The sequence below is a fragment of the Secundilactobacillus similis DSM 23365 = JCM 2765 genome (assembly GCF_001311075.1).
GTDB lineage: Bacteria > Bacillota > Bacilli > Lactobacillales > Lactobacillaceae > Secundilactobacillus > Secundilactobacillus similis.
Genome location: NZ_BBAD01000014.1, coordinates 17,739 through 43,779, shown reverse-complemented (window position 1 = coordinate 43,779; position 26,041 = coordinate 17,739). Strand labels below are relative to the sequence as shown.

Below are 26,041 nucleotides of genomic sequence, written 5' to 3'. Positions count from 1 at the left end.
AAAGCCCCTAACTAAAAATTAGTTGTCACCCTTTAACTTCTTGTTCTTTTCGTAGTTGGTAGCAGCTTCTTCGAACCAGCCAGCACAGATAGGTGCGTTGTACTTGTTCTTCAATTCAGCAGCCGTATCCAACAAGCCTTGCTTAGTTGAACGGAATGGCCGTAATTCTTCGTATAATTCAAGAACCCGATCATCAGGAATACCGGTTAATTCGGCAGCCCGTTCGAAGTTCCGTTGGATAGCTGGACGGCCGGCGTTCGCTGCGATTTGACCTTGCAAACGTAACGTATCTGGCGTGATCCGCATATCCTTAGGTGTGATATTGCCGTTAACAACGTTGCTCATGGTAATTTCGTCAACGTTCTTGCCGGTTGGAGTCTTAATTAAATCTGGGTGCTTTTGGTAAAGTGGGTAGTCAGCGCCACCTAATTCCTTACCAGAAGCGGCAGGTGCAGCCGTAGTAGCACTTGAAGTGTTACCGCTTTGAAGCTGACCCACGATTTTAGCTACTAAGTCGTCTACTTCACTCATGTCTCAAATCCTCCTCAATTAAAAGGTTACTGAAATTTCTTCAGCTGGTTTCCCAAGAACTACTTGTTTCGTTTCCTTAATGTGCATCAAAGCAGAAAGTGCTTGGTATGCAACACGAGCCATTTGGTCGTTGACCGTTGGCACTGGGTTAGGAGACATGCCCTTAGCGTATTGCGCAGCGTTCTTACCAACAGCACGGTAAGTTTCAAGCGTAATAACTGGTGCTTGTGGGAACAGTTCCAAGTTGTTCAAAGGTGCTTGGTCCTTTTGGTGAATGATTGCAGTACCTTTTGATTGAACGGCAACTGAAATTCCAGAACCAGATAATTTGTCGGCTTCTGCGGCACAGAAGGAAACGTCTGAAGTCCGGTAAACTTTAACAACCCGAGCTTTAAGACCTTCTTCTTCGATCCCGGCAATGATTTGACGCAAGACATCCTTGTGTTGGATCTTAGTCATGGTTTGGGTCAAAACTTCTGCAAATGCAGGGGCAACCGCGATCACAACTTCGTCCTTTGATAAGCCTGGCTTAGCAACGCCTTCGTGTTTGAACCAGTCCAATGAGTTTGGTGTGTCGGCACCAGCCTTAGGAGCAGCTTCACCTCCAAAATTAATTGGGGTATCTTGGCTACTTACCTCACTTAACACACCTTTGATGATATTTCTGAGTAATGTTTCATCGATTTCTGTCACTGTGCTTACCTCCTTTCGACCTTACTGGTTAGAATTCCAATTTTTGAGGATCCAAAGCCCAAGGAACATTTTCCAAACGGTTCCACTTGTCTTCGTCTTCCCATACACGGTAACCAGTACCTGGGCCTTCGTAATCGTTAGCATCGTTGATGGCTGATACACACTTCCAACCAGCTTCAAAGACAGCAGAAGTTTGCAGGTAGTCACCTGTAACCTTTTGTTGTGCTAACTTAAGCACAGATTCGGCAACGTCTTTGTATTCAGTGTTGTTCAATGCTTTGACGATGTCGATGACAGTGATGTCGCGGTCGAACAAGCCTTGAGCAGCCTTCATATCTTGAACAAGGTCACGTTTTGGCATGTCAACTGATCCACTACCGTAAGTAGCAGCTTCGACTTCTTCATCGGTGATCTTTGGTAAGTCTAAGCCTTCAAATACGGCTTGGACAACCTTAGCGGCTTTGTTACGGATCTTGATCGATTGTTCTTCTTCAAGAGGCATGATACCACCGTTAACGGCCATATCACGTTCAAGCGTAATGTAATCATCGTAATCAAGAACGTCCATGTTAGAACCAGCGAAGGTGTTATCGATGTTTTCTTCGGCAGCGTAACCAGAAGAAATGTAGTCGGTCCCGGCGATGAATTGACCAATCATCCGGCCAGTACGACGAATGTCTGAGTGAGAGAAGGCTTGGTCGTTACCAGAAGCACATTCTAGATCAAGTGCCATACATAGTAAGTTTTCACCAAGGACTTCTTTGATCCCGCCAACAACGGCACCAGGCATCCCGATACAACTAACACCACCGTTTTGAAGACCCTGAACACCAGAAGCCTTGGTAATGTAGATACAACGAGCTTCAAGGTAAAGCATTGATTTACCTTCCGTGTAACCCATCATAACTTCTGAACCGGCACCTGAAGTGAACCGCATCTTCAACCCACGTGAAGCGTAGCAAGAAGCTAAGAAACCTTTTGACCAAGGCGTATCATCACCATCGGTGAAGACCCGGTCAGTCCCGTAAACGGAAATGGTTTCGGCGTAAGCGGTAAACCCACGCATCCCCATTGAAAGTTCCAATGCTTCTTCGACAGAACATTGTGAGATAACGCCAGGACGACCAGTTTGAGCGCCGACCATAACGGCAATGGCGTTCATTGGTGCGAAACGTGCGATAGCTGGCGTGGTTTCTTGTTCAGGAACACCACGTTGGGCAGCTTCGGCAGCATCGGCAGCCAAGAGAACTGGGTTATCCAAAGTGTTTGTGATGTGCACTTGCGTCATAGGAGTCCGACGTGGACGCATCTTTTGAGCAGCCATGATTTCTTCAGCGAAGTTCAACTTGCTGATAACTTCAGCGGCTTTGGCTGGGGTCATCGCAGTCGTTAATTCGATGATTTCAGAACGTGAGACGTTAGGGTCACACATCATGTTAGCAATCTTCAATGAATCGGTGTTGATCACTTGTTCAGCTTTTTCGAGGTTAACCCCGTACTTAGCAATGTATTGATCGATTAAATCGAATTCATCGGCAGTCTTGCCGTCCATTTCAGTAACGACACCATTTTCAATCTTGATACTTGGTGTTGGATCGTTAACACCGTTTTCTGCGACTAAACCTTCGGCGTCCCAATTCTTAACAAAACCATCCAAGTGAACTGGGCGTTGCTCTAATTTTTCAAATCTTTTTTGACGTTTCAATGTGTTTCCTCCTTCCTGCTACTACTTGATGTATGATGGGAAATCGTTTGTAGGTGTTTCGCCCATTGAGGCTAACAACTTCAAGCCGACTTCACGACCAGCGATAACAGCTTGACGTACGGCGCCAGAATCACCACTAATGTGAACCATACCTTCGTTTGAAAAACTCGTGCCATGGGCAGGAGAACCAAACGCAAGAACGTCAACACCAGCAGTCTTAAGAGCTGTATCCGCCATAACTACACCAATACCAGCAGGTGCACCACAGATTAATCCGTAAGCCTTACCTTCTGGTGCGCCGAATGCCATGTGACATGCACCGGCAGCACGGGCAGTAAATTGAAGTTCCAAGTGACCAGCATCGGAACCGTAAACATCGCCAAATGTCTTGCTCAAGTTATCAAGTGCAACGTTGATAGCTGAACGGACATCTGAAGGATCGTAACCACCGATCAAGATAAGGGAACCGTGACCAGCGCCACCCTTAGTATCACGAGGTAATTCGATGTCAATAACTTCGGTGTTCGTTGCCTTAACCGCTTCGTCGACCGCCATGATATGCGGACCGGCACCGGTACGAGAACTTAGAACACCAATAACTGAGTAACGTTTTGAAATGTGTAATTGATCCAACAACATTGGGTCAACACTAGGAATGCACATCCCGATCGTGTCACCGATTTCTCGGGTGCCAACGAATTCAGGGACGACACTAGTAGAGTTTAAAAAATCATTCATTTTAAATCCTCCCGATGATTTAGACTGATTTTTGTCATCTAGCGAGATACCCTTTTTGAGGAGCTCACGCATCACTTGCTCAACTAACGCGTCATTTTTATTGCTCATAATCTCACCCTCAAAATCAACTAGCTAGCAATTTGCTAGTAATTGATTATTCCGCTGATAACTTATCAGGATTTGGGAGAATCTTTTCAACGTCAGTATGTGGACGTGGGATAACGTAGTTAGATAAAACTTCGCCAATGTTTTCAGCAGCTTGTACCCCTGCGTCAACGGCAGCCTTAACGGCACCAACGTCACCACGTACCATAACCGTAACCAATCCGTGACCAATCTTTTCTTGACCTACCAAGTTAACGTTGGCAGCCTTGACCATAGCATCCGCAGCTTCGATTGAAGCAACGAGACCCTTTGTTTCGATTAATCCTAAAGCCTCTTGATCCATAAGAGCTTCCTCCTAAAATTTGGAACTATCCCAATTTCACTAAATTATCAAGTAAACTTGATTCTTCGTTGATGCCGGAATATCTCCAATTGGTTTTGAAAACACTTTCAGTATAAGCGATAATCCTTGTGATATTTTAATCAAGTGAATTTTTCGAAACACAAATATGGAAAACGCTTACAATAAAAAATAGCAATTGTACAAAATAGTACTAGTTTTTGAAACTTTCCTTGAATTTAGGACTTTTTTATCCTAGAATTAAAGGCAAACGAATGTGACAACGCTTCCATTAAGTAAGTATTTGTCATTCATGGAGGTAGCAATATGATCAGTTATCCATTGAAACAGGAAGACTACCGAACCCTCGCCGGTGCGGTGGATACTTTTTCAGGGATTACACAAATCGAAACCGTTTTTTACACGCTAGATGAGCAACTTCTAAAAGATGGGACTTTATACACGGGGATCGAAGAAGTCCAACAACACATCGACTTAGATGGACTCAAAGTTTACGCCATTTTTCCGGTCACGATTGAGCATCGACTCTGGGGATTCGTGATCTGCAATTCAATCGACGTGTCGCAACAACGGATCTACCTATCTCGTAGCTACTTGGAAAACATTTTCAACCAGCTCTTGGAACCACAGTTTAATATCACTGTCTCAGTTTGGGACGCTCTTGATATGGAGCAACTTTCAAAGATTCGCTACTTTGATACCTTTTTACGGTCAGCTTCATCAGATGATAAGTCCTTAGTAACCACGCCCGTCAAAACCGATATGAACCGGTTCACAACGGAACCCTCGGCCTTCTCTGAAGACGGTGAAGGGGTGCATCAAAGTATCGAAGCATCCATTCAATATATCGAAAAGAACATTCGTCGGACAATTTCACTGTCCAAGGTCGCCCAAGAAGTCTTCTTGTCGCCCTCTTACCTCAGCCGAATCTTCAAAAAGGTACTCGATGTTAACTTTATCGATTACGTTAACAACCGTAAAATTGCGATTGCCAGTGAAAAATTAGCGTTGACCAAGTTACCGGTCAACTACATTGCTAACCAAATTGGTTTTTCGCAAACCAGCTACTTTACCAAGATCTTTAAGCAACGGACTGGGTTGACCCCTTCCGAATATCGACACCAAAACACATCGATTCAAAAAATCTACACAATTCACCGGGACATGACCTGGAAGGAAACTGATACTGTTTTTGATGTGTCCAAACGCTTCTTCCAAAAGAACCACATCAGCTACTTCTCACAACCGGTCAACGGCTATCCCTACATCAACAACATCGATAACCTCGCCGATTCCACGGGTGCCCGTGGCTGGATCTACACCATCGACTGCAAACAACCAACGATTCCGTCTAGCGCCGTCAGCGTGAAAGGCAAATCCGTTGTGCAGTGGATCTACACCGCCTACATGACCAATCCAAACTAGTTCGTAGCGGTTCTGTATATCACTTTAGATATGAAATTAGCGTCACCTGCATGCTTGCGGGTGGCGTTTTTTGTGCTGTCGCTTGTATCCAGCTTGTGAAATTTGGCTTCGTTGGCGCGTTAATCATGGGTGATATTGTGGGCACAACCGGTCGGTCAGAAAATTTGGGCTGGAACGCCGTGGGTACGATTCTGAGCCGGAAAAACACGTCTCAGAATTCGGCCTTTCACTAAGCTGGAAGTTCACCAGCTAAGTGAAATTTCACGGCTGAGCCCAATTTTCTGACCGACCTCTTGTTTGCGGGTTTTCGGCATCGATTACCACACTCTCGAAAATCTATCATGAAGGGCTAAACCGTCGTACGATGACAATCGAGAACATCTCAGTAAACGTTAAACGATAACGTTACAGCATTATGTCACAGTCTGTTCAAGCGCATTAAGTCAACGTTCAGAATAGATCGACGTCTTGTCCGTTACGATGACGAAACATCGACTGTTAATCAACTTTGGCGTTTGTCGACTCAATATCAGTCATTGCAGTACTGTCGCAAGCCGTTCAGTTAAGCACTTGAGCTGGTCTACAATAGTGTCTGCTTGCACATTGTGAGATGCAGGTCAGCGGCTAGGTGGATGCTGTGTCGCGATAATTGGTGGTTGTTGGCGACTTTCCAACAACCGCCAATTATCGGGGACGAATTTCAGACTCGCATGGGTTTTGGCGAGGCTGAAATTGGAGGTCTGAGACCGCTCTTCGGCTCAGGCCGGCACCACAGCAGGAACCTAGCCGCTGACCGGAATCGTAAGTTCACGCAAATCACCGCACTTCACAAGCTGGACACAAGCGCACACAAAAACACCACCCAACAAGTGGGTGGTGTCAAAGTGAGTATTAGTGAACCAGTGATTCGATCCAAGTAGCAATGAAGCCACCTACAAGTGGGCCACACATTGGTACCCAGGAGTAGCCCCAATTTGCTGAGGACTTGCCAGGTAAAGGAATAACCGTGTAGGCAAACCGTGGACCCCAGTCACGAGCTGGGTTGATGGCGAACCCGGTGGTCGTCCCTAAACCAGTACCGATAACGAAGATTAAGAAACCAACAACTAATGGCTTCAAACCAGTCGTAAAGTCACCTAAGTTCAACAGAATAAAGACAAACGCGAATGTTGCAATAACTTCTGAGAAGAAGTTGAATAATGGCGATGCAATTGCTGGTGCAGTAGCGAAGATACCGACTGTGTTACCTTCTTCTGCGCCGTTAGATTCTTTGAAGTGTGCCCCGAACGCAACCATAACAAGCGCTGCTCCGACGAACGCACCCAAGAATTGACCAGCAAGATAAGGCAAAACTTCATGCCAAGGAAAGAGACCAAAAATTGCAAATGGAATTGTAACAGCTGGATTTAAATGCCCATCTGAGCCTAACAAACCAGCAACGTAAACCCCCATCGTAACGGCCATACCCCAAGACAAGCAGACATAGGTCCAGTCAGATCCTCTTGAATAGGTCTTCTTCAAGTTAAGTCCGGCACCAGTACCGGCCCCCAAAAGGATTAGGATAGCGGTTCCGAAAAATTCACCGATAAAACCATCCATAAGTGACACCCACCTTTATATTAGTTTGTTAATTCACAATTAACAGTTCTTAGTTTAGCATATTTGAAAGCGCTTTATCTGAAATATTTTTAGCTCTTTTTCCGCACAAATTTAATTCTTTATCACAAAAAAATATAACAAGTCAAAATTTTACCGCGATTCAGCTTCATCACGGCACATTTTCTGGAGCATCTGCCTTAAAACCGCTTTCATTTGGGTCGGTCCAATCACTGATTGGTGCGTATCACGGATTATTTCCAGGGTACTTTTTCCTAAAACATAGTAGGTAATTTGACCAAATTTCGCCGGAACTAGTTGTATAACTTGTTGCAAGCGCTGAAAACTAGCGGGACTGGTGACTAAAATTCTGGTAATTGGGGCGGCCAGTTGGTCGGCAACAAGTTGCGTTTGTGCCTTCGACCAGGTATTTTGATACACCTGTACCATTTGCAATTTTGGGAGCTGATCCATGGCGTGGGCCACCGTTAAATTGCCCCGGAGCCACGTCATGATCGTGCCCCCCGGATAGTCTTGGAGCACGCGTTGTAAACTGGCCTGATTTTCTTGCGGCGCTACGACGAGTCGCTGCACGCCCGCGTTCGTTAACTTAGTGGCCATTTTCTGGCTCAAAACCGCAACGGTTGCCTGTGGCGCTAAGTTTCGTAAGTGGCCAAGATACACCGTGAGTGCAAACGGACTGGTCAGAACGAGCACGTCACTGGTTGCAATTAAGTGCTCATCCGGCGCCGTCAGCGTCACTGACGTCAAATGGCGTAACGGCAGATACTGCGTTGGCCCCATTGCCGCTAACTGTGCCTGCAGGTCCGGTGCCACCTTTTCTTGCGGATATGTCACTAGAAACCCCATCCAATCACCAGCTTTCTTACAAATTTAATCCCGTTAACGTCGCTTCGGTCGCCGTCACCTCATAGGTCGAGTAACACCCTGCCTCAAAATGCAGATCCCAGTAAGTCGTATCTGGGAACCAGTGTTGATGCCACGTCCGCAACGTGCCAAGGTGGGCGACCAGTAACACTGTTAAATCACTATTAATGAGCTCTTGATAGTCATCAAGTGCCGCCACACCCGGGTCTTAAACACCGGGTACGATTCAGCGCCCGTTGGAAACGCCTCAAACGGGTGATCCAGCCACGTCTGCCAATCTTGCGGGTAAGCGGCTTGGATTTCGTCAGCATTCAACCCTTCCCACTTACCAAAGCCCATTTCATTTAACCGGGCATCGACGCGCACCTCAGTCGTTGGGTGGGTGGCAATGATTGGGGCCGCCGTTTGCGCCGTCCGTAGCATGTCGCTTCGAAGCGTCACATCAATTGGCACATTCGTTAATTTCTCAGCTAACTGCGCCGCCTGCGACTCGCCCAGCGCATCTACCGGACAATCTAACGACCCATAAAATTTCTTTTGTTTATTAAGCGCCGTTTCACCATGACGCGTCACTAATAGGTGCATTACAACATCACTCCCGCTAAGCCAGCGTAAACCAGTAAGAAAATGACCTGTGATAAATCACCGTAAGCGCCGATCGTATCCCCACTGAACCCGTGTAACAGGTGAATGTGGAACCGCCGGTAAAAGTAGGCCAGCACCATCACAACGGCGTAGGCGATCAAACCCGGGATTTGTAAAATAGCGCCAATCACGATAATTGAAAAAATCTGGGCGACAATGATCCGCCAAGTAGTCACGCCGACCCATAAACTGGATAGGCTGGGACCGCTGCCGTTGTACACCATCTTATAAAACAAAACGGCGATCCCGGTCTTGGCCATCATCGTGGTCACGGCCGTTAAGCCCACCAACTGCCATAGTGGCAACTGTGGCGCAATGATGATACCACAACTGATGACGATCAGGTAAAAATACAACAGGCCCAAGCTGCCCATCGTCCCTAACCGACTGTCCTTCATAATGGCGCGCATCTTCTCCGGTGCGCGAGACGAATACAAGCCATCCGCCGTATCCGCCAGCGCATCCAAGTGAAAGCCACCCGTGATCAGCCCATCCGTGATCCAGTACAGGATCCAGGCAAACCAAAGTGGAAAAATCAGGGTAAACACCCAAAAAATAGCGGCTTCAACGCACCCTACCAAGAACCCAAAAAAGGTAAAGTACTGAATATTTTGCTTAAACTTATTCGTTGCGTCCGGAATCTCAATTGGGACGGAGATCCGGGTGAAAAATTGCGTGAATAAAATCATCGCTTGTCCCATGATCAAACACCTTTCTATTTCAATTTTTGTGGCAATCCACTGATGACAAAGTAAACGTGGTCGGCCGCTTGAGCGAGGCGTTGATTAACCTGCCCGTATAAATCACGTAAAATACGTGTCTGCTTGGTTGCCGGCACAATGCCCAGCCCCACTTCGTTGGTCACAATGAACATCGATTGGTCGGTTTCGCGTAGCGCTGCTACGATTTCGTCCCAGTCGTTAAAGATCACGTCACCAACTTGGGCAATCTCATCACGCCCCATCCGCTCGATCACGTCATCTAATGGCTTTCCCTGCTTGTCAGCTTGCGCCAGCATCATTTGGTAAAAGCGGTTCGTAATCAGCATGGTCGCATCGTCTAACAAGTACCCGTCAAACTGGTGTGCCCGAATAAACCCGGCCACATCTTCGTAGCGTTCCTCAGTGGTCCACTTATCAGAGCGGCGTTGTTGGTGCGTCTTAATTCGAAGCTGCATCTCCGGGTCTGGCGCCGTCATCACACCAGTAGCGATGTAACAGATTCGGTCATCATCCGACAACCGTTGTTCTGCAAAGACCGATTTACCGCTCTTGGCACCACCGGTCACTAAGGTTAACTGTCCTGTCATCTTGATTACCTCCGCAAAGTGGCTACCCGAATCCAATCCGGATACGCCGCTTGAAATTGGGTTGCTTGGTCCGCACGCACACCGACCAGTAACACCGTCGCCGGTCCGGCTGATTGAGTGAACGCCTCATCGGTCAAGTCAACGATGGCCTCAACGTTCAGACCGTGAGTTTGCGCCATCTGCGCCGTTTCGTTTGCCACCCCTTTTGACCCAACTGGCAGCAAGTCCACCACGTCATCACGCTGGACCAGTTGTCGAACCGCGTCATAACTAAAAATACTGTCGAGGTGCGCCACCACTTGATCCGCAACGTAAGGCGTTCCCATCTGAAAGACAGCCAGTTCGTGTCGACCGACTACCGGTAACTTCGCCGTTTCGATCCGCGCCACCACCGTCACGCCAATTGAGGTAGTTAGGGTGGCCATGTTGTCTTCCGTGCTGCCATTCAGCGGTAAATCAGCCAAACCCGCCCGCTGCATTTCGCTCCGGATACCCGAGATAATTCGTTCTCCAGTTGGGTGTAACTCGTTACCGATCGTATCCGTAATGGCGACCGGGGTTGCGCCAAAACATAGGAGCTCCAGTAAGGGGACCCGCAAAGAATAAGCGGCCGTAATAGCTGGGTCAATCGCTACCACGTCCGCTTGCTTCTCCCCAATTCCGGCGCTGCTATCACAAGCAATCACTAACGCTTCGGTTGCCGTTAGCGGTATTAATGAAAGGTCGCGAAATTGTGTTGTTGTCATTATTAGTCCTCGTTTTCGACCGCATCAAACGCGGCGTTAAAGCCGTTGATCGTGGCTTGAATGTCGTCGTCCGTGTGTTTGCTGGACATGAAGTTGGTTTCAAATTGTGATGGTGCCGTGTAGATGCCTTGTTGGAGTAATTGCTTGTAGAACTTCGCAAAGTACGCCACATCGCTAGCCTGCACGTCATCAAAGTTATTGACTGGGCCGGCGTTGAAGAAGTAGCTCCACATGGTGCCAACGTGATGCACCGTGACTGGCACGTTATGCGCGTCAGCAGCTTGTTTGATGCCTTCGACTAAACGGGTCGTTTTCGCACTCATTTCAGCGTACAATGACTCGTTTAACTGGGCTAACGTACTCAAGCCACCGGTCATCGCCAGTGGGTTCCCAGACAAAGTACCGGCGTGGTAAACGTTCCCGGCTGGCGTAATGTTCATCATGATGTCACGACGACCTCCGAAAACCCCGACTGGTAACCCGCCACCAACAACCTTGCCTAAGGTCGTTAGGTCAGGCGTAATGCCGTAGAGACTTTGGGCACCGTGGTAGGCTGCCCGGAACCCAGACATCACTTCGTCAAAAATCAAAACGCTACCGTGTGCTGTGGTTACGTCACGCAAGGTTTGCAGGAATTCCTGCGTCCCCGGAATGACGCCCATGTTGCCGGCGATTGGTTCCACGATGGCACAGGCGATATCGTCACCATTGGCTTCAAAAACCGCCTTCACGCCTTCAACATCGTTATAGGGCACGGTCAACGTATCGTAAGCCAAGTCCTTTGGCACCCCTGGTGAGGTGTTGATGTTGAACGTCGCAACCCCAGACCCAGCATCGACTAACAGTGAGTCACTGTGGCCGTGGTAGTTCCCGATGAATTTGACGATTTTTTCCCGGTGGGTGTAGCCCCGAGCTAAGCGAATCGCGCTCATCGTGGCTTCAGTCCCGGAAGACACCATCCGCATCATTTCCATTGATGGCACGATGCTTTGGATCTTTTTGGCGAGTTCCGTTTCAAGCTCGGTTGGGGCGCCGTAACTGGTCCCCTTTGCCGTCGCGGCTTGGAGGTCCGCCACTACTTGGTCATCGGCGTGACCTAAAATTAACGGTCCCCACGATAACACGTAATCGATGAACACATTGTGGTCAATGTCTTCGATGTGGGCACCCTTGCCCCGTTCGATGAACAGTGGGTCACCACCGACGTTCTTAAAAGCCCGAACCGGACTGTTGACCCCGCCCGGCATGTATTCGCTGGCTTCAGCGAAAGCCCGCTTGGAATTTTCAAACTGCTTCATTAAATTAGCACTCCCTTTGGCTACTTCATTCGAGCAGCGACTTCTTTAGCAAAATACGTGATGATCAAGTCCGCACCAGCCCGCTTCAAGCCGACCAGCACTTCGTTGACGATCTGTTCTTCGTTGATCCAACCGTTTTGCGCGGCGGCCTTCACCATGGCGTATTCGCCAGACACGTTGTAGGCCACCAATGGCAGGTTGGTATTGTTCCGAACATCTCTAATAATATCAGAAAACGCCATCGCTGGCTTAACCATCGTGAAATCGGCACCTTCTGCTTCATCACTAGCCATTTCACGGAGGGCTTCCAACCGGTTAGCAGGATCCATCTGATAACCCTTGCGATCCCCAAAGGTTGGTGCGCCATCCGCAGCGTCCCGGAATGGACCGTAGAAACTAGAAGCGTACTTGACTGAATAAGCCATGATTGGGGTGTTTTCGTAACCTGCTTCGTCTAAGCCCGACCGAATCGCAGCAACGAAGCCGTCCATGGCATTTGAAGGGGCAACCATATCGGCACCGGCTTCAACTTGGCTGACAGCCGTCTTCGTGTTGTATTTGAGTGATTCGTCGTTCAACACTTCGTGATCCTTGACGATGCCACAGTGACCGGTTGACGTGTATTCGCACATGCAGGTGTCGGCGATGACGATTAGGTCAGGGTATGCGGCCTTGATTTTACGAATGGCTTGTTGCACGATGCCGTCCGCTTCCCAAGCACCGGTGCCGAGGTCATCCTTGTGGTCGGGGATCCCGAAGATGATGATCGATTCAATGCCTAAGTCCACGATTTCCTTAATTTCATCCAAAATCGAATCCAAGCCGAAACGGTAGATCCCGGGCATGGAGTCGATGGCTTCCTTACCGGTGATCGTGGCGTCCACGAACACGGGCATGATCAAATCAGACTTGGCTAAGTGCGTCTCGCGAACAAGATCACGCATAGCAGCACTACTTCTTAAACGACGGTGACGATCAAAACTTACCATAATAACAATCTTCTTTCTCAATCATTTAGTTTAAGTTAATTCCAGCATAGCGAATTATTCAATGAATTTCAACGCGCCTTCCGCAATCAACGCTTGGGCGGTTTTGCGGCCTAACTGGTCACCGGCAACTCCGGTCTGATGCTTCGTAAACAGGTGTTGACCATCGGTTGAAGCAACTAACCCGTGAAAATGCAGGGTGTCGGCTTCCAAGTAAGCATACGCCCCAATCGGTACGTACAACTCCCGCCAAGTTCGCGCAGGAAATCGCGCTCCACCACAACGCTAGTTCGGGTCGCGGCGTCTTCAATACTGTGTAGCAATGCCAGCGTATCGGCATCGTTTTTCCGACACTCGATGGCAATGGCACCCTGGCCAGTTGCGGGTAAGATCACGTCCTTCAAACTGATGCGGTACAACCCAGTCAGGTCAAAGTTCAACCGGTTAAGGCCGGCTTCAGCCAACACGACGCCATCCAAGTGCTCGCTCTCAATTTTGTTGATCCGGGTCCCAACGTTCCCCCGGATCGGAATAATGGCAATATCTGGTCGAGCGTGTAGCAGCTGGCCTTGCCGGCGGAGGCTGTTAGTGCCGATGCGAGCGCCTTTCGGCAGATCCGCTAAACTCGCAACCGGCTTGGGTGTGATCAAACAATCAAAGGGCGAGTTGCGCTTCGGAATCGAGCCAATCGTCAAATCATCCGGTAGTACTGGCATGACATCCTTGAGGCTGTGAACCGCAAAGTCAATTTCGTTTGTCTGCAAATCGTGTTCGATTTCCTTGACGAAAACGCCCTTACCACCAATTTTTTGGAGGCTATCCTTGAGGTTGCGGTCACCCTGCGTCACGATTTCCTTCACCGTAATCTCGACATCGGGAAATTGTGCCTGCAGTGCGGCGACCACGAGGTTCGTTTGGCACAGCGCCAACTGGCTCCGGCGCGTCCCCATGGTAAACTTATTTTTCATGGTGACTGTCCTCCTGTAAAACGTCATCCGTTGCGAGGCCAAAGATTTGGCAGAAAAAGGCTAAATCTAGCGCGGCATCATCGCGAACCGACAACTCCTTGATTTCCTTGATGGGGCCCTTGATCATCTGATTAATGATACTCTTCATGTGCTTGCTGATGACCTTACGTTGATGGGCATCTAACTCGGGCAATTTGCGTAACAAACTGTCATAGACGTTTTTTTCAACGCTCAACGCTGACTCCCGCAACTCACGAACGACCGGCACCACGTGAAGCTGACGTTGCCAAACGTAGAAGTCGTTCACCGCCGCCGGCACATTGTCAGCAATCGCGTCCATCATCGCATCCTTAGTCTGTTGGTTCTGGGCGATGATTTCAGTTAAGTGGTCAATGTCGTAGTAGGTCACGTCAGCTGGTAGCGTCTGGGCATCAACGTTACGCGGCACTCCCAAGTCGATCATCACTTTTAACTTAGGCCGCGTCGTTTGAAGGGCCTGTGCGGAAAGCACCGGTTCCTTAGCGGCTGTCGATAAGATGACTGCATCGGCGTCAGCGACCGCCGTGGTAGATCCGACCACGCATCCGCCTGAACGGTTGCATCATAATCCGCCGCCAACTGAGCCGCCTTCGCATCCGTTCGGTTCAACACGGTGATCTGGTCAAAGCCCATCGTGCTGGCATTTTTCAGCACGTGAGTCCCGACATCGCCCATGCCGGCGATCACAAGTTGTTTTCCAGTCAGATTTTGGAGTTGCACCTTGATTTGGTGTAACCCGGTTTGACCAGACGTTTTCGCCAACTCGCTGACCCGATATTCGGTGTGCATCCGTTTTGAAAAGGCAATCGTTTCTTGGAAGAGGTGATCCAAAATCACACCGGTCGTCCCATCCTTTTGGGCGGTAAAGAAGGCGTTCTTTAACTGACCCAAGATTTGCGGTTCACCAACGATCAGTGATTCCAAACCTGTCGCCACCCGCATCACGTGGGCGACGGCGTCTTCCTTGGTGCCAATCACGGACCATTCAGTCATTTGATCAATCGTCACGTGAAACCAGTTGGCGAGAAACCGTTTCACATAGTAACGGCCCGTGTGAATCTGATCGACTACGGCGTAAATTTCCGTCCGGTTGCAGGTCGATAAAATCACGTTTTCTAAGATACTTTTTTCGCTATTTAGCAGTTGGTTGGCCTTGTCCAGGTCCTCCTTGGCAAAGACCAGCTGTTCGCGAATATCAATTGGTAATTGCTGATAATTTAAACTCACGTAAATGACAAACATGGTTTACTGATCCTCCCCTTTAAACCAGTGCTGATCGTCCAACCAGCGCCGGAGTGTTTGTTTGATGCGTTTCGCCGTTGCTGGCGACTTGCCCTTTGTCGAGACCGTTAACAGTAACGTCTCATCTTCAAGCTTCGCCACGTTAAAAAAGTCTGACTGGGTCTTATCGCTAGCGTTATTCACCAGTTGAAAATGCGTGGCGTCCTGCGTGATCTGGGCGTTCACGGCGGCGTCATCCGTACAGGCAATGATCATATCCATCGCCTGGATGTCGCCAGTTTCATAACGTTTTTGTCGCCAAGTCACCTGGCTCGTGTCGATTTCCGGCGCTAATACCGGACTGATCACCGTCACGTTGGCTGCGGCATCCAATAGTGCCCGAATCTTTCGCGTTGCAACGGCACCACCGCCCACAACGGCGACCGCTTTTCGACTCAGGTCGATGTTGATTGGGTATGGGTGTTTCACGTTACGCATCTCCTTTAGCTGAATCGGCCAAGATTTGATCAAGTTTCGCCATATCAACGTTGGCTTCGATCACCTTAGCGAGTTTCTCATACTGGGCTTCTTTGTAGGCCGCCATTGCGGGACTACTCTGGTGCAACACCGGTAACCCCTTCGCTTGCCGTAGTTGGTCGAGCAACTGACGAGTCCAAGCGGTGTTGTCAAAAATACCATGGAGGTAAGTCCCCCACACCCGACCAGTAGCGTCAACGGCCCCGTCTGGGCGATCAACAGGTCGACCGTTATTTTCGATAATCGTTGAAAATGGTTTGGCTGTCGGTCCCAGCACCGTTTCGCCCATGTGGATCTCGTAACCGTGAAGTTCGATATCGTGATGTCGGGCAACGGCTTGGGTCGTCGTCTTCTCACCTGTAAAGGTAGTGGTCGTATCCAGTAAGCCAAAGCCGGCTTGCTGCGACAGATCAGACTCCACGTGGTTGGGATCAAACATCTGGGTGCCTAGCATTTGGTAACCACCGCAGATGCCGATAATTTGGGTGCCATCGGCATGCAGTTGTTGGATCAATGGCACAAAGCCCTGTTCACGCAGGGCGGCCATATCCTGATTGGTATTTTTACTACCCGGCAAAATCAATAAGTCTGGGTGGCCCAACTCTTCTGGTCGCACCACGTAACGGACCGACACATCGGGTTGAATCTCTAAACTATGAAAATCAGTAAAGTTAGAAATCTTTTGGAGGGCCAGCACGGCCACGTCCAACGCTTTGGTGGCATCCTTCGTCCGGGATTTGCGAGCCAAGACCACACTGTCTTCCTCGTCTAAGTCAACATCCGTCATGGGCACAACGCCAATCACTGGCACGCCCGTCAGTTCTTCAATCATTCGGTTGCCTGATTCCAATAAGGTGGCATCACCGCGGAATTTGTTGATGATGATGCCCTTAAACCGGCGTTGGTCAGCTTCGGGTAACAGTTTAATCGTCCCGTAGATCGAGGCGTAAACGCCACCCTTATCAATGTCAGCCACCAAGATCACCGGTGCATCCGCAATTTCAGCCATCCCCATGTTAACGATGTCGCGCTCGTTCAAGTTGATTTCCGTTGGACTGCCTGCGCCTTCAAGCACCATCACATCGTTTTCATCAGCCAGTGAACGGTAGGTTTCAAAGATCTGTTGCTTCAACTGGGGTTTGTAGTCCTGATAGGCTGCAGCACTCATGTTACTGAGCACCTTGCCCATGTAAACGACTTGTGAATCCTGATCGGTTGAGGGCTTCAACAGCAGCGGGTTCATCCGCACATCTGGTGCGATACCGGCAGCTTCTGCTTGGAAAACCTGGGCCCGGCCCATTTCCTTGCCGTCACTCGTGATGTAGGAATTTAACGCCATATTCTGAGATTTAAAGGGCGCCACCTTTAAGCCACGGTTATGTAAAATTCGACATAGGCCAGCAGCCACCCAACTCTTGCCGGAATCTGACGCCGTCCCCTGAAACATGATCGATTGTGTACCCATGTGAGTCCCTCCCAAAATACGACGGCGACCGAAGCCCCGCCAGCGTATCACTTCCAGCTTAACCTGAAATGACACGTACTTTATTTATATCATATTAAACGTTGATTAGAAAACGTTGCGTCCATTACGTCACCGTTGCCTGATTAATTTGATTTATCACCGATAACACAACGACTGACGTGGCTTTGCACCATTTTGGCACTGCCACATCGCCAGAACGCTTTAAATATCAAAACGAAGTCACGCTATTCAGTCGCAAACTGCACCCGTTTCTTCAATAATAGGGTTGAGAAATACGGTAACTTCTCCGTCGGCGCGATGTCAGCTAGCGTTCGCTTGGTCTGTTGGTCCATCGACGCATTTGAAATCAAAATGGCGTGTTGCAACAGGTCGCGTTGTGCCAACAAGTCGTAAATCGCCGGGAAGTTCGCCGAAATCTTCATGATGACCACGTTATCGTTGACGTCGATGGCCTTTTCAATCGTGGTGAGGTCTGCGGTTGCCGGTAACACTTCCAGCAATTCGTCATCCAACGTCAGCGGAACGGAGATACTGGCAGCAATCTGTGAAAACGCCGAGATCCCCGCAATCGTTTGAACGTCGATTTGATGGTCGATCAGTTCTACGAGGTAACTGTAAGTGCTGTAAACGCTTGGATCGCCTAACGTCACAAAGCCAACGTTTTTGCCATCCTGAACGTCAGCAACAATTTCAGTCGCAATTTCACGCCAACTTTGCTGCTTTTCTGTCAGGTCTTTGACCATTGGAAAATGCCGACGTTTCACCACTAAGGTTGCGGGTAAGTGTGGCATTGCGATTCGTTCCGCCACGCTTGCCTGTCCCTTATGGGCTTGAGGCACGTATAAAATGTCTAACGCCTGTAGCGTGTTGACTGCCTTGAGTGTTAATAAATCACTGTCGCCTGGCCCTACCCCGATACCATAAAACGTTGCCATTATGCCGTCACCGTCCCTTGTTGATTGAGTTGTTGTTTAAGGTGTGCAATGAATAGGTTTTGAATCTCTGGATACTCGCCCATCCCAGTGAGGTCACTGGCCACCTTGATACCAGCCGCCTCTAACTTTGAACGCCACGACTCTGGTTGAGTCGAAGCCATGTCTTGATGGGCATGGTTGCCGGCCACCAACATAAACGGCTGTAACGTCACTTTAGTGATGCCATTTGCCTTTAGTCGCGCCAGTTCCAAGTCAATATCCGGGTAGCTTTCAACGGCCCCAACGTAGTGCCGGGTGCCTCGCAACATGTGATCTAAACAGGCGTAGGCAGTAAAGGCATGATGCGCGGTCCCATGTCCCATGAAGAGCACGGCCGCATTTTTATCCAATGGTTGGTGCAGCTGCTCTAAAAAGGTGACCACTTGTTGGTAATCTTCAAAGGTCTCTAGCAATGGTTTGCCGATGACCACCTGTTTAAATGCCGGCGTCACTTTGCGAACCTGCTGCAAGAGTTGGTGGTATTCGATACCCGGAATCAGGTGCAACGACTGGACGTACAGCGTATCGTAGCCAGCCGCTTGGATTTTTTCAAGCGCTTGTGCCGGGGTAGCCACAACCACCCCTTCGTGCTGCTGAATTCGTGAAATCACAATTTTAGAGGTAAAGGCGCGAAAAACGTCCGCTTCTGGAAAAGCCCGTTGAAAGGCCTGTTCCGTTGCGGCAATCGTTTTTTGGCGCGTTTGTTTGTAGGTCGTGCCGAAACTAACGACCAGTAACGCGATTCGACTCATCCGTTGAAAACTCCTTTTTAACGGCTTGAATTACGTCATCATAACTTGGAGCCGCCACGATGGCGTGCAAGCCTAATTTTTGACATTCATCGGCAACCGTTTGACCCATCGCAAAGCAGGTCATCGTTTGCAGTTGCGCACGTTGCGCTTCATCACAACCGGCATACAGGTCGTTGACCGAGGCTGAACTTGGAAAAACAACCGCGTGAAAATCTGCTAGATCCACTGATTGTGGCACTGCAATCCTTTCATAAGTTGCCAAGTACTGGGCCGTTGCTGGACCATTCAACTGAGCCAACGCGGCCTGTTCACCAAGGTAAACCACGGTTGGGTCAGATCCAACTGTTGCTCATCGTATAAGGCATCCGCCAACAACCCGGTTTCTTGTAGCCGATTGGCCACGACCTGATTCATTGCCACTAGTTGCCAGTGGTTCAAACTCCGACCATCAACGCCCAGCGTGAGTAACTGTTGCTGGAAGTAATGAAACGCCGCAAAGTCGGTGATCACCAGCGTGCCACCGGCGGCCATATCTGGTAAGGCCACCGCGCGTGGTTGCTTCTTGCGCCGATCAAAGTAGTTGACCGAGGCGCCTTCATCTTGTAACGCCGCAAATAGCTTGGACTCTGCTTTAAACGGAATCAAGAGGTGCAAGCCCTGCAACGCTAACTGTGGCTGCAGCTCAGGCATCAGCTTCACAACGCCACCCACAACGATCAACGCCGGCGCACCAATCTTAGCCGCTGTAACCACGTCCACGATCGTTGCTAAATCAGCTGAGACTGACCGCTGCTTCCAGTGGGTCGCCCACTGAATCACCGCTACGGGCGTCGTTGCTGACATCCCGTTAACCATCAATTGGTCAGCAATCGTGGCCAGTTGTTCCATGCCCATCAAGAACACGAGGTCCCTTCCTGGTGCGCAATGTTGGCCCAATCCAGTTCCTTACCCTCGGCCTTCCGGTGACCAGTGATTACGTGAAAACTTGAGGCGTAGTCCCGGTGAGTAATGGGGATCCCCGCTGCCGCTAACCCAGCAATTGCACTGGTTAGTCCGGGCACCACTTCAAAAGCCACGTGGTGTTGTTTCAGATACTGCCCTTCTTCACCACCCCGGCCAAAGACGTAGGGGTCGCCCGCTTTAAGCCGCGCTACCCGCTTACCCGACTGCGCAAGTTCAACCAACATATCGTTGATTTGATACTGACTGACCTTGTGGTGATGGGGTAACTTCCCAACGTCAATTTTTTCCGCCGCATAGGGCGCCAACAACGCAGGATTGACCAACCGATCATAAACGATCACGTCAGCCTCTGCTAACCGCCGTTGGGCTAGCAGCGTCAACAACTCCGGATTTCCTGGCCCGGCACCAATCAAAGAAACGCGTCCACTCATACTTAACATCCTCCATCACACTCAGTTTGTCGCGGTAAAATACCGTGCTAAATCTGCTAGGGTCGACACGCGCTGTGGGTAATCGACTGCTGGTCGCCGAATGACGATGCAGGGAATGCCCAACTGATCACAGGCCATCATCTTTTCCTGAACGCCACCGCGACGACCGCTTTCCTTGGTCACCACCGCAATGGCGTTGGCGCGTTCAAACAGCTCAACGTTTAACTGAACCGTGAAGGGCCCGCGAATCCCGTCGATTTGACCGGAATTAAATCCGGCGGCCGTCAACAACGTCATGACGCCGGTCGTCGGTAACACCCGAACGTGCAGCCGGTCGACACCTAGCTGGTCGGCGTAATCAGCGGCTGTTTTACTACCCGTTGATAGATACACTGTTCCGACCCGTTGTTTAAGATAGTCGCAGGCTTGCGTCAAACTGTCAACTAAAACTAGGTTTGCGCTGGATTTTAACCCGTCTTCGCGTTCAAACCGTAAGTAAGGAATGCCCGCCGTTGCAGCGGCTTCGATGATGGTGGTTGAGATGACCCGCGCAAACGGGTGAGTCGCATCAAGAACCATCGTAATCGCGTGTGTTTCAAAAAAATGACTGAACGTCGCCGGTGTCAGCACCGCTTCTGAAACCTGCTGGGCGTGCTGTCGGGCCAAAGTGGCACCGTAGTCGGTCGTCACCGATAAAATGAACGGCCGTTGGTGTGCCGTTAACCAGTCCGCAACCGCCAGACTTTCACTCGTCCCACCAAGTAACAAAATCATAGGGTGTAGCCCCGTGGGGTGATCATGCGACCATCAGCCACGTAGGTGTTTTGATTCCCCACGATGACGATGGTGGTCATGTTAACGTCTTCTTCGTTGAGATCCTTGATCGTGGTGATCGTTTCGATCTCGTTCTTACGGGCAACGTCCTTTCCAAGACCCACAACGGTGTCCGGTGACTTGTATTTCAACATAATATCTAGGGCTTCACGTAAGTTGTTTGGGCGCCCCTTGCTACGTGGATTGTAGAGGCAGATAACGAAATCGGCCTTTGCTGCAGCGTCGACCCGCTGTTTGATCACGTCCCAAGGGGTCATCAAATCGCTCAAACTAATGTGACAAAAGTCGTTCATGAGCGGAGCACCCAACGCAGCTGCCGCCCCGATACTAGCCGTAACGCCAGGCACCACGCGGACGTCAATGTGTTGATCCATTTTGGAGGCTAATTCTAGGACCAAGCCTGCCATGCCGTAAATACCGGCATCACCGCTAGAAATAATCGCAACGTCTTCACCGCTGGCGGCAATTTCAATCGCCTTCTTGGAGCGTTCAACTTCACCGCGCATCCCGGTAACGACTAATTCCTTACCTTCAAGCATGTCACGGATCAACCGCACGTAGGTTGCGTACCCCACGATCGTATGCACTTTTTTGATTACGTCGAGGGCTTCTTGGGTCATTAAATCTCGTGAACCTGGGCCTAAGCCAACAATGTATAGCATGTCATCATCATCCTTTTAAGTTGTTTGTGTTTAATTGAGTTGGCGTCCTAACACCATGGTGATGTCGTTTTGCGCGAACCGGTCCGTCACCGCTAACTGGCCGGTTAAAACCTCAGCGCTGGCAGCCGCCACGTTGCCCACCCCCACCGTTTTTGCCACGAAGGCCGATTCGGGATAGTGCGCACTGGCTGGTCGTAACGTGTCAGCGGTGAAAAATTTAACCGGTACATTTAGCGTTGCTGACAACATCTGAATAGCGGCTTCGTGCTGCTTAACATCAATCGAGCCGAGTTGGGCAATCGACCGCCAAGCCAAGTGATGGGCAGCGCAGAATTTAGTAAAGGTGTCCTGCATCATTTGGGTCGTTACATCTCGGCGACACCCGATTCCTAAGGCATTCAGCCGCGGAATTACGGGTAACGTGTCAGCGCGTTTCTCAAAATCAGTCCGATCAGACACAATCACAAGCGGTGCCTCGGCCGGCGCGTCAGCAACGCGTTCAACCACCGTCCAGCCCCTTAAGTCAGTGAGTTGGGGCCGAAAGACCGGGTCAACGTAAATGGCAACGGGCTTTCCCGCCGCCAATAAACCGTTAAACCGTTTGGTATTGCGTTTGAATTCTGGATACCAGCCGTTCACCCGCTGAGCCAGCGTGTCTAGCGCCTGCACGTTTTCCGTATCGGTTGCGGTGGTGATCACCGGATCCGAATCCAGAATCGTTGCCACCTGCGTTGTCCAGGCGTTGGCCCCGCCCACGTGTCCTGATAACAAGCTGATCACGTGATGGCCTTGTTCATCAATCACAAGTACTGCTGGATCAACCGTCTTGTCAGTAATCAACGGTGCGATCGTACGAACCACAATGCCAGTCGCCATCACGCAAATGACGCAATCAACATCTCGAAATAGCTGCTGACAAGTCGCGATGAACATGCCCTTTTCAAACGACTGCTCACCGGGCTGTGCGAACCGGGCGGGTAACACTAACTGACTGGTTAACGCTTGGCTCAACCGCCGCGCTAACGTTGCGCCGTGAACCGTTAGCGCAATGACGGCGACCTTGGCGTTACTGGTTGTCGCTGTCATCCGGAACACCCTTCCGGTACATGTGCGTAAACTGAGCATCGTAAAGTTTTGAGTAGTTGTACTCATCGCCCAAGAACTCACCCACCATGATCAGCGCTGTCCGGCGAATGCCGCTTCCTTCACCTTATCGGCAATGTCGCCTAAGGTGCCTTTGACCATCTTTTCTTCTGGCCAAGTAGCTTTGTAGATCACGGCTGCTGGGGTGGCTTCAGTGTAACCGCCTGCCAATAGTTCCCGAACCACTTTGCGAACACCTTGAACGGACAAGAAAATCACCATCGACGTTTGGTGTTGCGCTAACGACTTCAGCGATTCACTTTCTGGCACTGGTGTCCGGCCGGCCATTCGGGTAATGATCACCGACTGAGCAACGTCTGGCACCGTGTATTCAACACCCATGCTGGAAGCGGCGCCCAAGAAGGAGCTAACCCCTGGGATGCATTCATAACCGATATTACGCTTCTTGAGTTCTTCGATTTGTTCGCGAATTGACCCGTAGATTGAGAAGTCACCGGTTTGAAGCCGAACCACCGTTTGGTCATTCGCAACGGCCTCAGCCATTTGGTTAATAATGTCTTCCAGCGTCATGCTGGCACTGTCGGATTTAACCGCGCCATCCTTACAGTAGTCGAGGAGTGCTGGGTTCACTAACGAGCCCGCGTAAATCACGACGTCGGCTTCCGAAAGCCGCCGGTACCCCTTTAATGTGATCAAATCTTTATCGCCGGGGCCCGCCCCAACAAAGCTTACTAATGTCATTTTGTTCAGTCCTTTCGAGTTGCGCTGATGATCAGCGTGGGATTCTGTGGTTTAAAGTAGTGACCCTTGCCAAGCGCGTGCCATTTGGCGATTCGCGCTTCTGTCATGTCTAAATCGGTCACGTTTTTAGTGGTCAAATACTGGTAGGCCTGTAACGCATTTTCCTGCAAAATAAAGTCAGGACCAATGCGCCTCCCGCTGTGAGGTGGGCTAACGCAAAGTCGATGATCTCATCGAGGTTGCTGCCACTGCCGCCAACGAAAATGGCGTCGTACTGTTGATCCGGAATGGCCGTTGGCGCTTCACCCTGAATCAAGTTCAGGTTAGTCGTCCCAAACTGGGCCATGTTTTGACGCATAATATCGATTGCCGCATCGCTTTTCTCAACTGCGGTCACCTGTAAGTCGGGGTACATCAACGCCGCTTGTAAGCTCACGCTACCAGTCCCCGCACCAATATCGAGGAACTGCTGTTTTCCCTGTAATCGCAGGTGGTCGATGCTAATCGCCCGGACTTCTGCCTTGGTCATCGGGACCTTCGTTCGTAAAAAGAGTTCATCACGCATTTGTTATAATCACCACGTTCATTTGATAGTCTCGTTGTTCAACTGCTTCCGCCGGATAAGTTGTAATGGTTTCTTCTGGATAACTGAGCATCTCACCTACAATCACTTGCCGATGCTGGTGCCGTTTGACGATTGCTTGAGCAATTTCGTACGGCCCAATCTTGTCATCCGTCACCATGCCGATCGTGTCGTGCATCAGCAAAAAATCGAAGTCCGGCACGCGACCATGACTACTAGTGAAGTAACACTCGTTCATGGACAGTCCGGTTTGGTGAAACAGATACTGAATCGAGCTGATTCCCGGCACGACTTGAACCCGCGCCCGACCAAATTGATGAAACGCCCAAGTCCCGATGCCGTACAAAAGTGGATCACCAGAAGCTAATAGCACCACGTTATCGTCCAACCGGGTCGTCAATAACTCCCGGAGCACGCTCAACTTCGGCAGCAATAGCTGCTTAGAAGCAACTTGGGGAAAAAGCGACAGTTGCCGCTTAGACCCAATGACTAGCGTGGCGTCTTCCAGATACCGCTGAGTCCCGGCCAACATCAAGTACGAGTTTCCCGGACCAATGCCAAGTACCGTAATCATTGCCAAGCCTCCTCGATCACTGCTAGTGGTTGCGTTGCCGCCAAAAAGCCGGTATCGCGGGAAAAAATCACCGCGTCAATGTCAATGTGGGGTTCCCGGTGCGCCAGTAGTTTCTCGGCCCGGCCCTTGATCTTATCCACCAACACTTGGTAAACCGCTTGGTAACCGGCTTCGTTAACGAGCTTGATCATCGAGATCGTCGTTAAACAATCGTTGACCTGCTTTAACAACTCAACCGGCGCGCCCAGCAGTGCTAAGTTGGCCACCATAATTTCAGCCCGAGCATCCGCATCCTTACTGTGCGTGGAGAAGATGCCCCCGGCAACTTTAATCATCTTGCCAAGGTCGCCGACGATCAGCAGCTTGGTGAAGCCCAACCGCTGAACTTCCTTCAATACGTAACCAACAAAGTTACTCATCTGCACCTGCTTTTCGGTGCCAATGTGCATCTCACCGGTTAGAAAATCCTCGCCGTAGTTGCCGGGCGTCAGGATCAAGGCAGTATCGCCGCGTTTACGGTGAATATTCATTTCAATTGAAATCGAGTGCTTCCAACTCTCTTCGGACATCGGCGTGACAATGCCGCTAGTCCCAAGAATCGAAATGCCGCCAACGATGCCCAATTTCGGGTTGTAAGTCAGCTTGGCCACTCGTTCACCCTCGGGCGCCGAAATCACGATGTCCGCACCCCGGTCATCGCCTATCACCTGCCGAACGCCCTGTTGGATCAACTTATACGGTGTTGGATTAATGGCTGGCATCCCGGGCTTATTCGCTAACCCTTCCTGCGTGACCCGCCCAATGCCCTGACCCCCATCGAGGGTGATCTCAGCATCCGAGCGCAACGTCACGGTGGCAACGATCAGCATCCCATCAGTGGCATCCTGATCATCACCGCCATCCTTGGTAATCGCAACTCGTGCGGACCGGTCATCAAACTGACAATCCTGAACTTCAAAGTCAACGGGCTGACCGTTGGCGGCGTTCACGTGAACCGTTGTAGTGGCCTGTTGCTCTAAAATCGTTTGGGCCGCTGCCACCGCCGCCGCTGTTGCCGTCGTCCCAGTCGTGTAGCCTTTTCGGAGCTTGCGACCGTTATAGTACACATAATCATTCTCATCCTTTGCCGCTGGCATCTACTCACCG

Annotated in this window: 28 protein-coding genes and 4 pseudogenes; 1 reads left to right on the top strand and 31 read right to left on the bottom strand. The window is 50.1% G+C overall.

The window, feature by feature from the left end; translation table 11 throughout:
- Positions 1–18: 18 nt before the first annotated feature.
- From JCM2765_RS05200 to JCM2765_RS05180, 5 genes are read right to left on the bottom strand one after another with little or no spacing between them, the layout of a single operon-like run.
- The gene (locus JCM2765_RS05200; protein WP_054734602.1) at positions 19–531 is read right to left on the bottom strand and encodes a diol dehydratase small subunit; all 513 of its coding nucleotides are present in this window, start codon (positions 529–531) and stop codon (positions 19–21) included.
- Positions 532–549: 18 nt separating this feature from the next.
- Complete coding sequence (locus JCM2765_RS05195; protein WP_054734599.1) at positions 550–1,224, bottom strand: propanediol/glycerol family dehydratase medium subunit; 675 nt, start codon at positions 1,222–1,224, stop codon at positions 550–552.
- Positions 1,225–1,252: 28 nt separating this feature from the next.
- On the bottom strand, positions 1,253–2,929 hold the full coding sequence (locus tag JCM2765_RS05190; RefSeq protein ID WP_054734596.1) for a propanediol/glycerol family dehydratase large subunit: 1,677 nt from the start codon (positions 2,927–2,929) through the stop codon (positions 1,253–1,255).
- 21 nt (positions 2,930–2,950) lie between these two features.
- Positions 2,951–3,775, bottom strand: coding sequence for a propanediol utilization microcompartment protein PduB (gene pduB, locus JCM2765_RS05185; protein WP_082405000.1), 825 nt, complete (start codon positions 3,773–3,775; stop codon positions 2,951–2,953).
- Positions 3,776–3,821: 46 nt separating this feature from the next.
- On the bottom strand, positions 3,822–4,115 hold the full coding sequence (locus tag JCM2765_RS05180) for a BMC domain-containing protein (RefSeq protein WP_054734591.1): 294 nt from the start codon (positions 4,113–4,115) through the stop codon (positions 3,822–3,824).
- Positions 4,116–4,439: 324 nt separating this feature from the next.
- Between JCM2765_RS05180 and JCM2765_RS05175 the strand changes: the two genes are divergently transcribed.
- On the top strand, positions 4,440–5,558 hold the full coding sequence (locus tag JCM2765_RS05175; protein ID WP_054734589.1) for a helix-turn-helix domain-containing protein: 1,119 nt from the start codon (positions 4,440–4,442) through the stop codon (positions 5,556–5,558).
- A gap of 891 nt (positions 5,559–6,449) precedes the next feature.
- On the opposite strand, the gene JCM2765_RS05160 is transcribed toward JCM2765_RS05175, so the two are convergent.
- The 26 genes and pseudogenes from JCM2765_RS05160 to cbiD form a co-directional block, all read right to left on the bottom strand.
- A complete protein-coding gene (locus JCM2765_RS05160) occupies positions 6,450–7,157 on the bottom strand; it encodes an MIP/aquaporin family protein (RefSeq protein WP_054734581.1) in 708 nt (235 codons plus the stop codon).
- A gap of 150 nt (positions 7,158–7,307) precedes the next feature.
- Positions 7,308–8,012 (bottom strand): uroporphyrinogen-III synthase, encoded by a 705-nt coding sequence (locus JCM2765_RS05155; RefSeq protein WP_162231393.1) that lies wholly within the window; start codon positions 8,010–8,012, stop codon positions 7,308–7,310.
- 28 nt (positions 8,013–8,040) lie between these two features.
- Positions 8,041–8,193 (bottom strand): hypothetical protein, encoded by a 153-nt coding sequence (locus tag JCM2765_RS17935; RefSeq protein WP_225351978.1) that lies wholly within the window; start codon positions 8,191–8,193, stop codon positions 8,041–8,043.
- A 2-nt stretch (positions 8,194–8,195) separates the two neighbouring features.
- Positions 8,196–8,627 (bottom strand): histidine phosphatase family protein, encoded by a 432-nt coding sequence (locus JCM2765_RS05150; RefSeq protein ID WP_225351977.1) that lies wholly within the window; start codon positions 8,625–8,627, stop codon positions 8,196–8,198.
- Positions 8,627–9,388 (bottom strand): adenosylcobinamide-GDP ribazoletransferase, encoded by a 762-nt coding sequence (locus JCM2765_RS05145; protein ID WP_054734575.1) that lies wholly within the window; start codon positions 9,386–9,388, stop codon positions 8,627–8,629. Before JCM2765_RS05145 ends, JCM2765_RS05150 begins: the two co-directional genes overlap by 1 nt.
- Positions 9,389–9,402: 14 nt before the next feature.
- A complete protein-coding gene (locus tag JCM2765_RS05140) occupies positions 9,403–9,996 on the bottom strand; it encodes a bifunctional adenosylcobinamide kinase/adenosylcobinamide-phosphate guanylyltransferase (RefSeq protein WP_054734573.1) in 594 nt (197 codons plus the stop codon).
- Positions 9,997–10,001: 5 nt separating this feature from the next.
- Entirely contained in the window at positions 10,002–10,742 is a 741-nt protein-coding gene (locus JCM2765_RS05135) for a hypothetical protein (RefSeq protein WP_054734570.1), read from the bottom strand.
- A 2-nt stretch (positions 10,743–10,744) separates the two neighbouring features.
- Positions 10,745–12,040: a glutamate-1-semialdehyde 2,1-aminomutase gene (gene hemL, locus JCM2765_RS05130; protein ID WP_054734566.1), complete on the bottom strand. Its 1,296-nt coding sequence runs from the start codon at positions 12,038–12,040 to the stop codon at positions 10,745–10,747.
- 20 nt (positions 12,041–12,060) lie between these two features.
- On the bottom strand, positions 12,061–13,029 hold the full coding sequence (gene hemB, locus JCM2765_RS05125; protein WP_054734564.1) for a porphobilinogen synthase: 969 nt from the start codon (positions 13,027–13,029) through the stop codon (positions 12,061–12,063).
- Between the two features lie 54 nt (positions 13,030–13,083).
- Positions 13,084–13,994, bottom strand: a pseudogene (hemC, locus tag JCM2765_RS05120) (hydroxymethylbilane synthase).
- Positions 13,984–14,334: a glutamyl-tRNA reductase gene (locus tag JCM2765_RS19355; protein WP_500797375.1), complete on the bottom strand. Its 351-nt coding sequence runs from the start codon at positions 14,332–14,334 to the stop codon at positions 13,984–13,986. The pseudogene hemC and the gene JCM2765_RS19355 overlap by 11 nt, the downstream one beginning before the upstream one ends.
- A 93-nt stretch (positions 14,335–14,427) precedes the next feature.
- Positions 14,428–15,275, bottom strand: a pseudogene (hemA, locus tag JCM2765_RS05115) (glutamyl-tRNA reductase); the annotation flags it as partial.
- A 3-nt stretch (positions 15,276–15,278) separates the two neighbouring features.
- The gene (locus JCM2765_RS05110) at positions 15,279–15,752 is read right to left on the bottom strand and encodes a precorrin-2 dehydrogenase/sirohydrochlorin ferrochelatase family protein (protein WP_054734562.1); all 474 of its coding nucleotides are present in this window, start codon (positions 15,750–15,752) and stop codon (positions 15,279–15,281) included.
- Positions 15,745–17,256, bottom strand: coding sequence for a cobyric acid synthase (locus JCM2765_RS05105; protein ID WP_054734559.1), 1,512 nt, complete (start codon positions 17,254–17,256; stop codon positions 15,745–15,747). Before JCM2765_RS05105 ends, JCM2765_RS05110 begins: the two co-directional genes overlap by 8 nt.
- Before the next feature lie 245 nt (positions 17,257–17,501).
- A complete protein-coding gene (locus tag JCM2765_RS05100) occupies positions 17,502–18,212 on the bottom strand; it encodes a cobalt-factor II C(20)-methyltransferase (protein ID WP_054734557.1) in 711 nt (236 codons plus the stop codon).
- Complete coding sequence (locus tag JCM2765_RS05095) at positions 18,212–19,003, bottom strand: sirohydrochlorin cobaltochelatase (RefSeq protein WP_054734552.1); 792 nt, start codon at positions 19,001–19,003, stop codon at positions 18,212–18,214. The genes JCM2765_RS05100 and JCM2765_RS05095 overlap by 1 nt, the downstream gene beginning before the upstream one ends.
- Positions 18,975–19,328 (bottom strand): uroporphyrinogen-III synthase, encoded by a 354-nt coding sequence (locus tag JCM2765_RS17925; protein ID WP_225351974.1) that lies wholly within the window; start codon positions 19,326–19,328, stop codon positions 18,975–18,977. The genes JCM2765_RS05095 and JCM2765_RS17925 overlap by 29 nt, the downstream gene beginning before the upstream one ends.
- Complete coding sequence (locus JCM2765_RS17920) at positions 19,289–19,906, bottom strand: hypothetical protein (protein ID WP_225351973.1); 618 nt, start codon at positions 19,904–19,906, stop codon at positions 19,289–19,291. Before JCM2765_RS17920 ends, JCM2765_RS17925 begins: the two co-directional genes overlap by 40 nt.
- On the bottom strand, positions 19,897–20,397 hold the full coding sequence (cobA, locus tag JCM2765_RS17915) for a uroporphyrinogen-III C-methyltransferase (RefSeq protein WP_225351972.1): 501 nt from the start codon (positions 20,395–20,397) through the stop codon (positions 19,897–19,899). The genes JCM2765_RS17920 and cobA overlap by 10 nt, the downstream gene beginning before the upstream one ends.
- A 21-nt stretch (positions 20,398–20,418) precedes the next feature.
- The gene (cobK, locus tag JCM2765_RS05080; RefSeq protein WP_054734546.1) at positions 20,419–21,171 is read right to left on the bottom strand and encodes a precorrin-6A reductase; all 753 of its coding nucleotides are present in this window, start codon (positions 21,169–21,171) and stop codon (positions 20,419–20,421) included.
- Complete coding sequence (gene cobJ / locus JCM2765_RS05075; RefSeq protein ID WP_054734542.1) at positions 21,168–21,893, bottom strand: precorrin-3B C(17)-methyltransferase; 726 nt, start codon at positions 21,891–21,893, stop codon at positions 21,168–21,170. Before cobJ ends, cobK begins: the two co-directional genes overlap by 4 nt.
- Before the next feature lie 30 nt (positions 21,894–21,923).
- The gene (locus tag JCM2765_RS05070) at positions 21,924–22,979 is read right to left on the bottom strand and encodes a cobalt-precorrin 5A hydrolase (protein WP_054734540.1); all 1,056 of its coding nucleotides are present in this window, start codon (positions 22,977–22,979) and stop codon (positions 21,924–21,926) included.
- Positions 22,960–23,738: pseudogene (locus JCM2765_RS05065) on the bottom strand (cobalt-precorrin-4 methyltransferase). Before JCM2765_RS05065 ends, JCM2765_RS05070 begins: the two are co-directional and overlap by 20 nt.
- Before the next feature lie 5 nt (positions 23,739–23,743).
- Positions 23,744–24,303 (bottom strand): annotated as a pseudogene (locus JCM2765_RS05060) (decarboxylating cobalt-precorrin-6B (C(15))-methyltransferase).
- The gene (locus JCM2765_RS05055) at positions 24,296–24,895 is read right to left on the bottom strand and encodes a cobalt-precorrin-7 (C(5))-methyltransferase (RefSeq protein ID WP_054734537.1); all 600 of its coding nucleotides are present in this window, start codon (positions 24,893–24,895) and stop codon (positions 24,296–24,298) included. The pseudogene JCM2765_RS05060 and the gene JCM2765_RS05055 overlap by 8 nt, the downstream one beginning before the upstream one ends.
- On the bottom strand, positions 24,892–26,031 hold the full coding sequence (gene cbiD / locus JCM2765_RS05050; protein ID WP_054734534.1) for a cobalt-precorrin-5B (C(1))-methyltransferase CbiD: 1,140 nt from the start codon (positions 26,029–26,031) through the stop codon (positions 24,892–24,894). Before cbiD ends, JCM2765_RS05055 begins: the two co-directional genes overlap by 4 nt.
- Positions 26,032–26,041 lie beyond the last annotated feature (10 nt).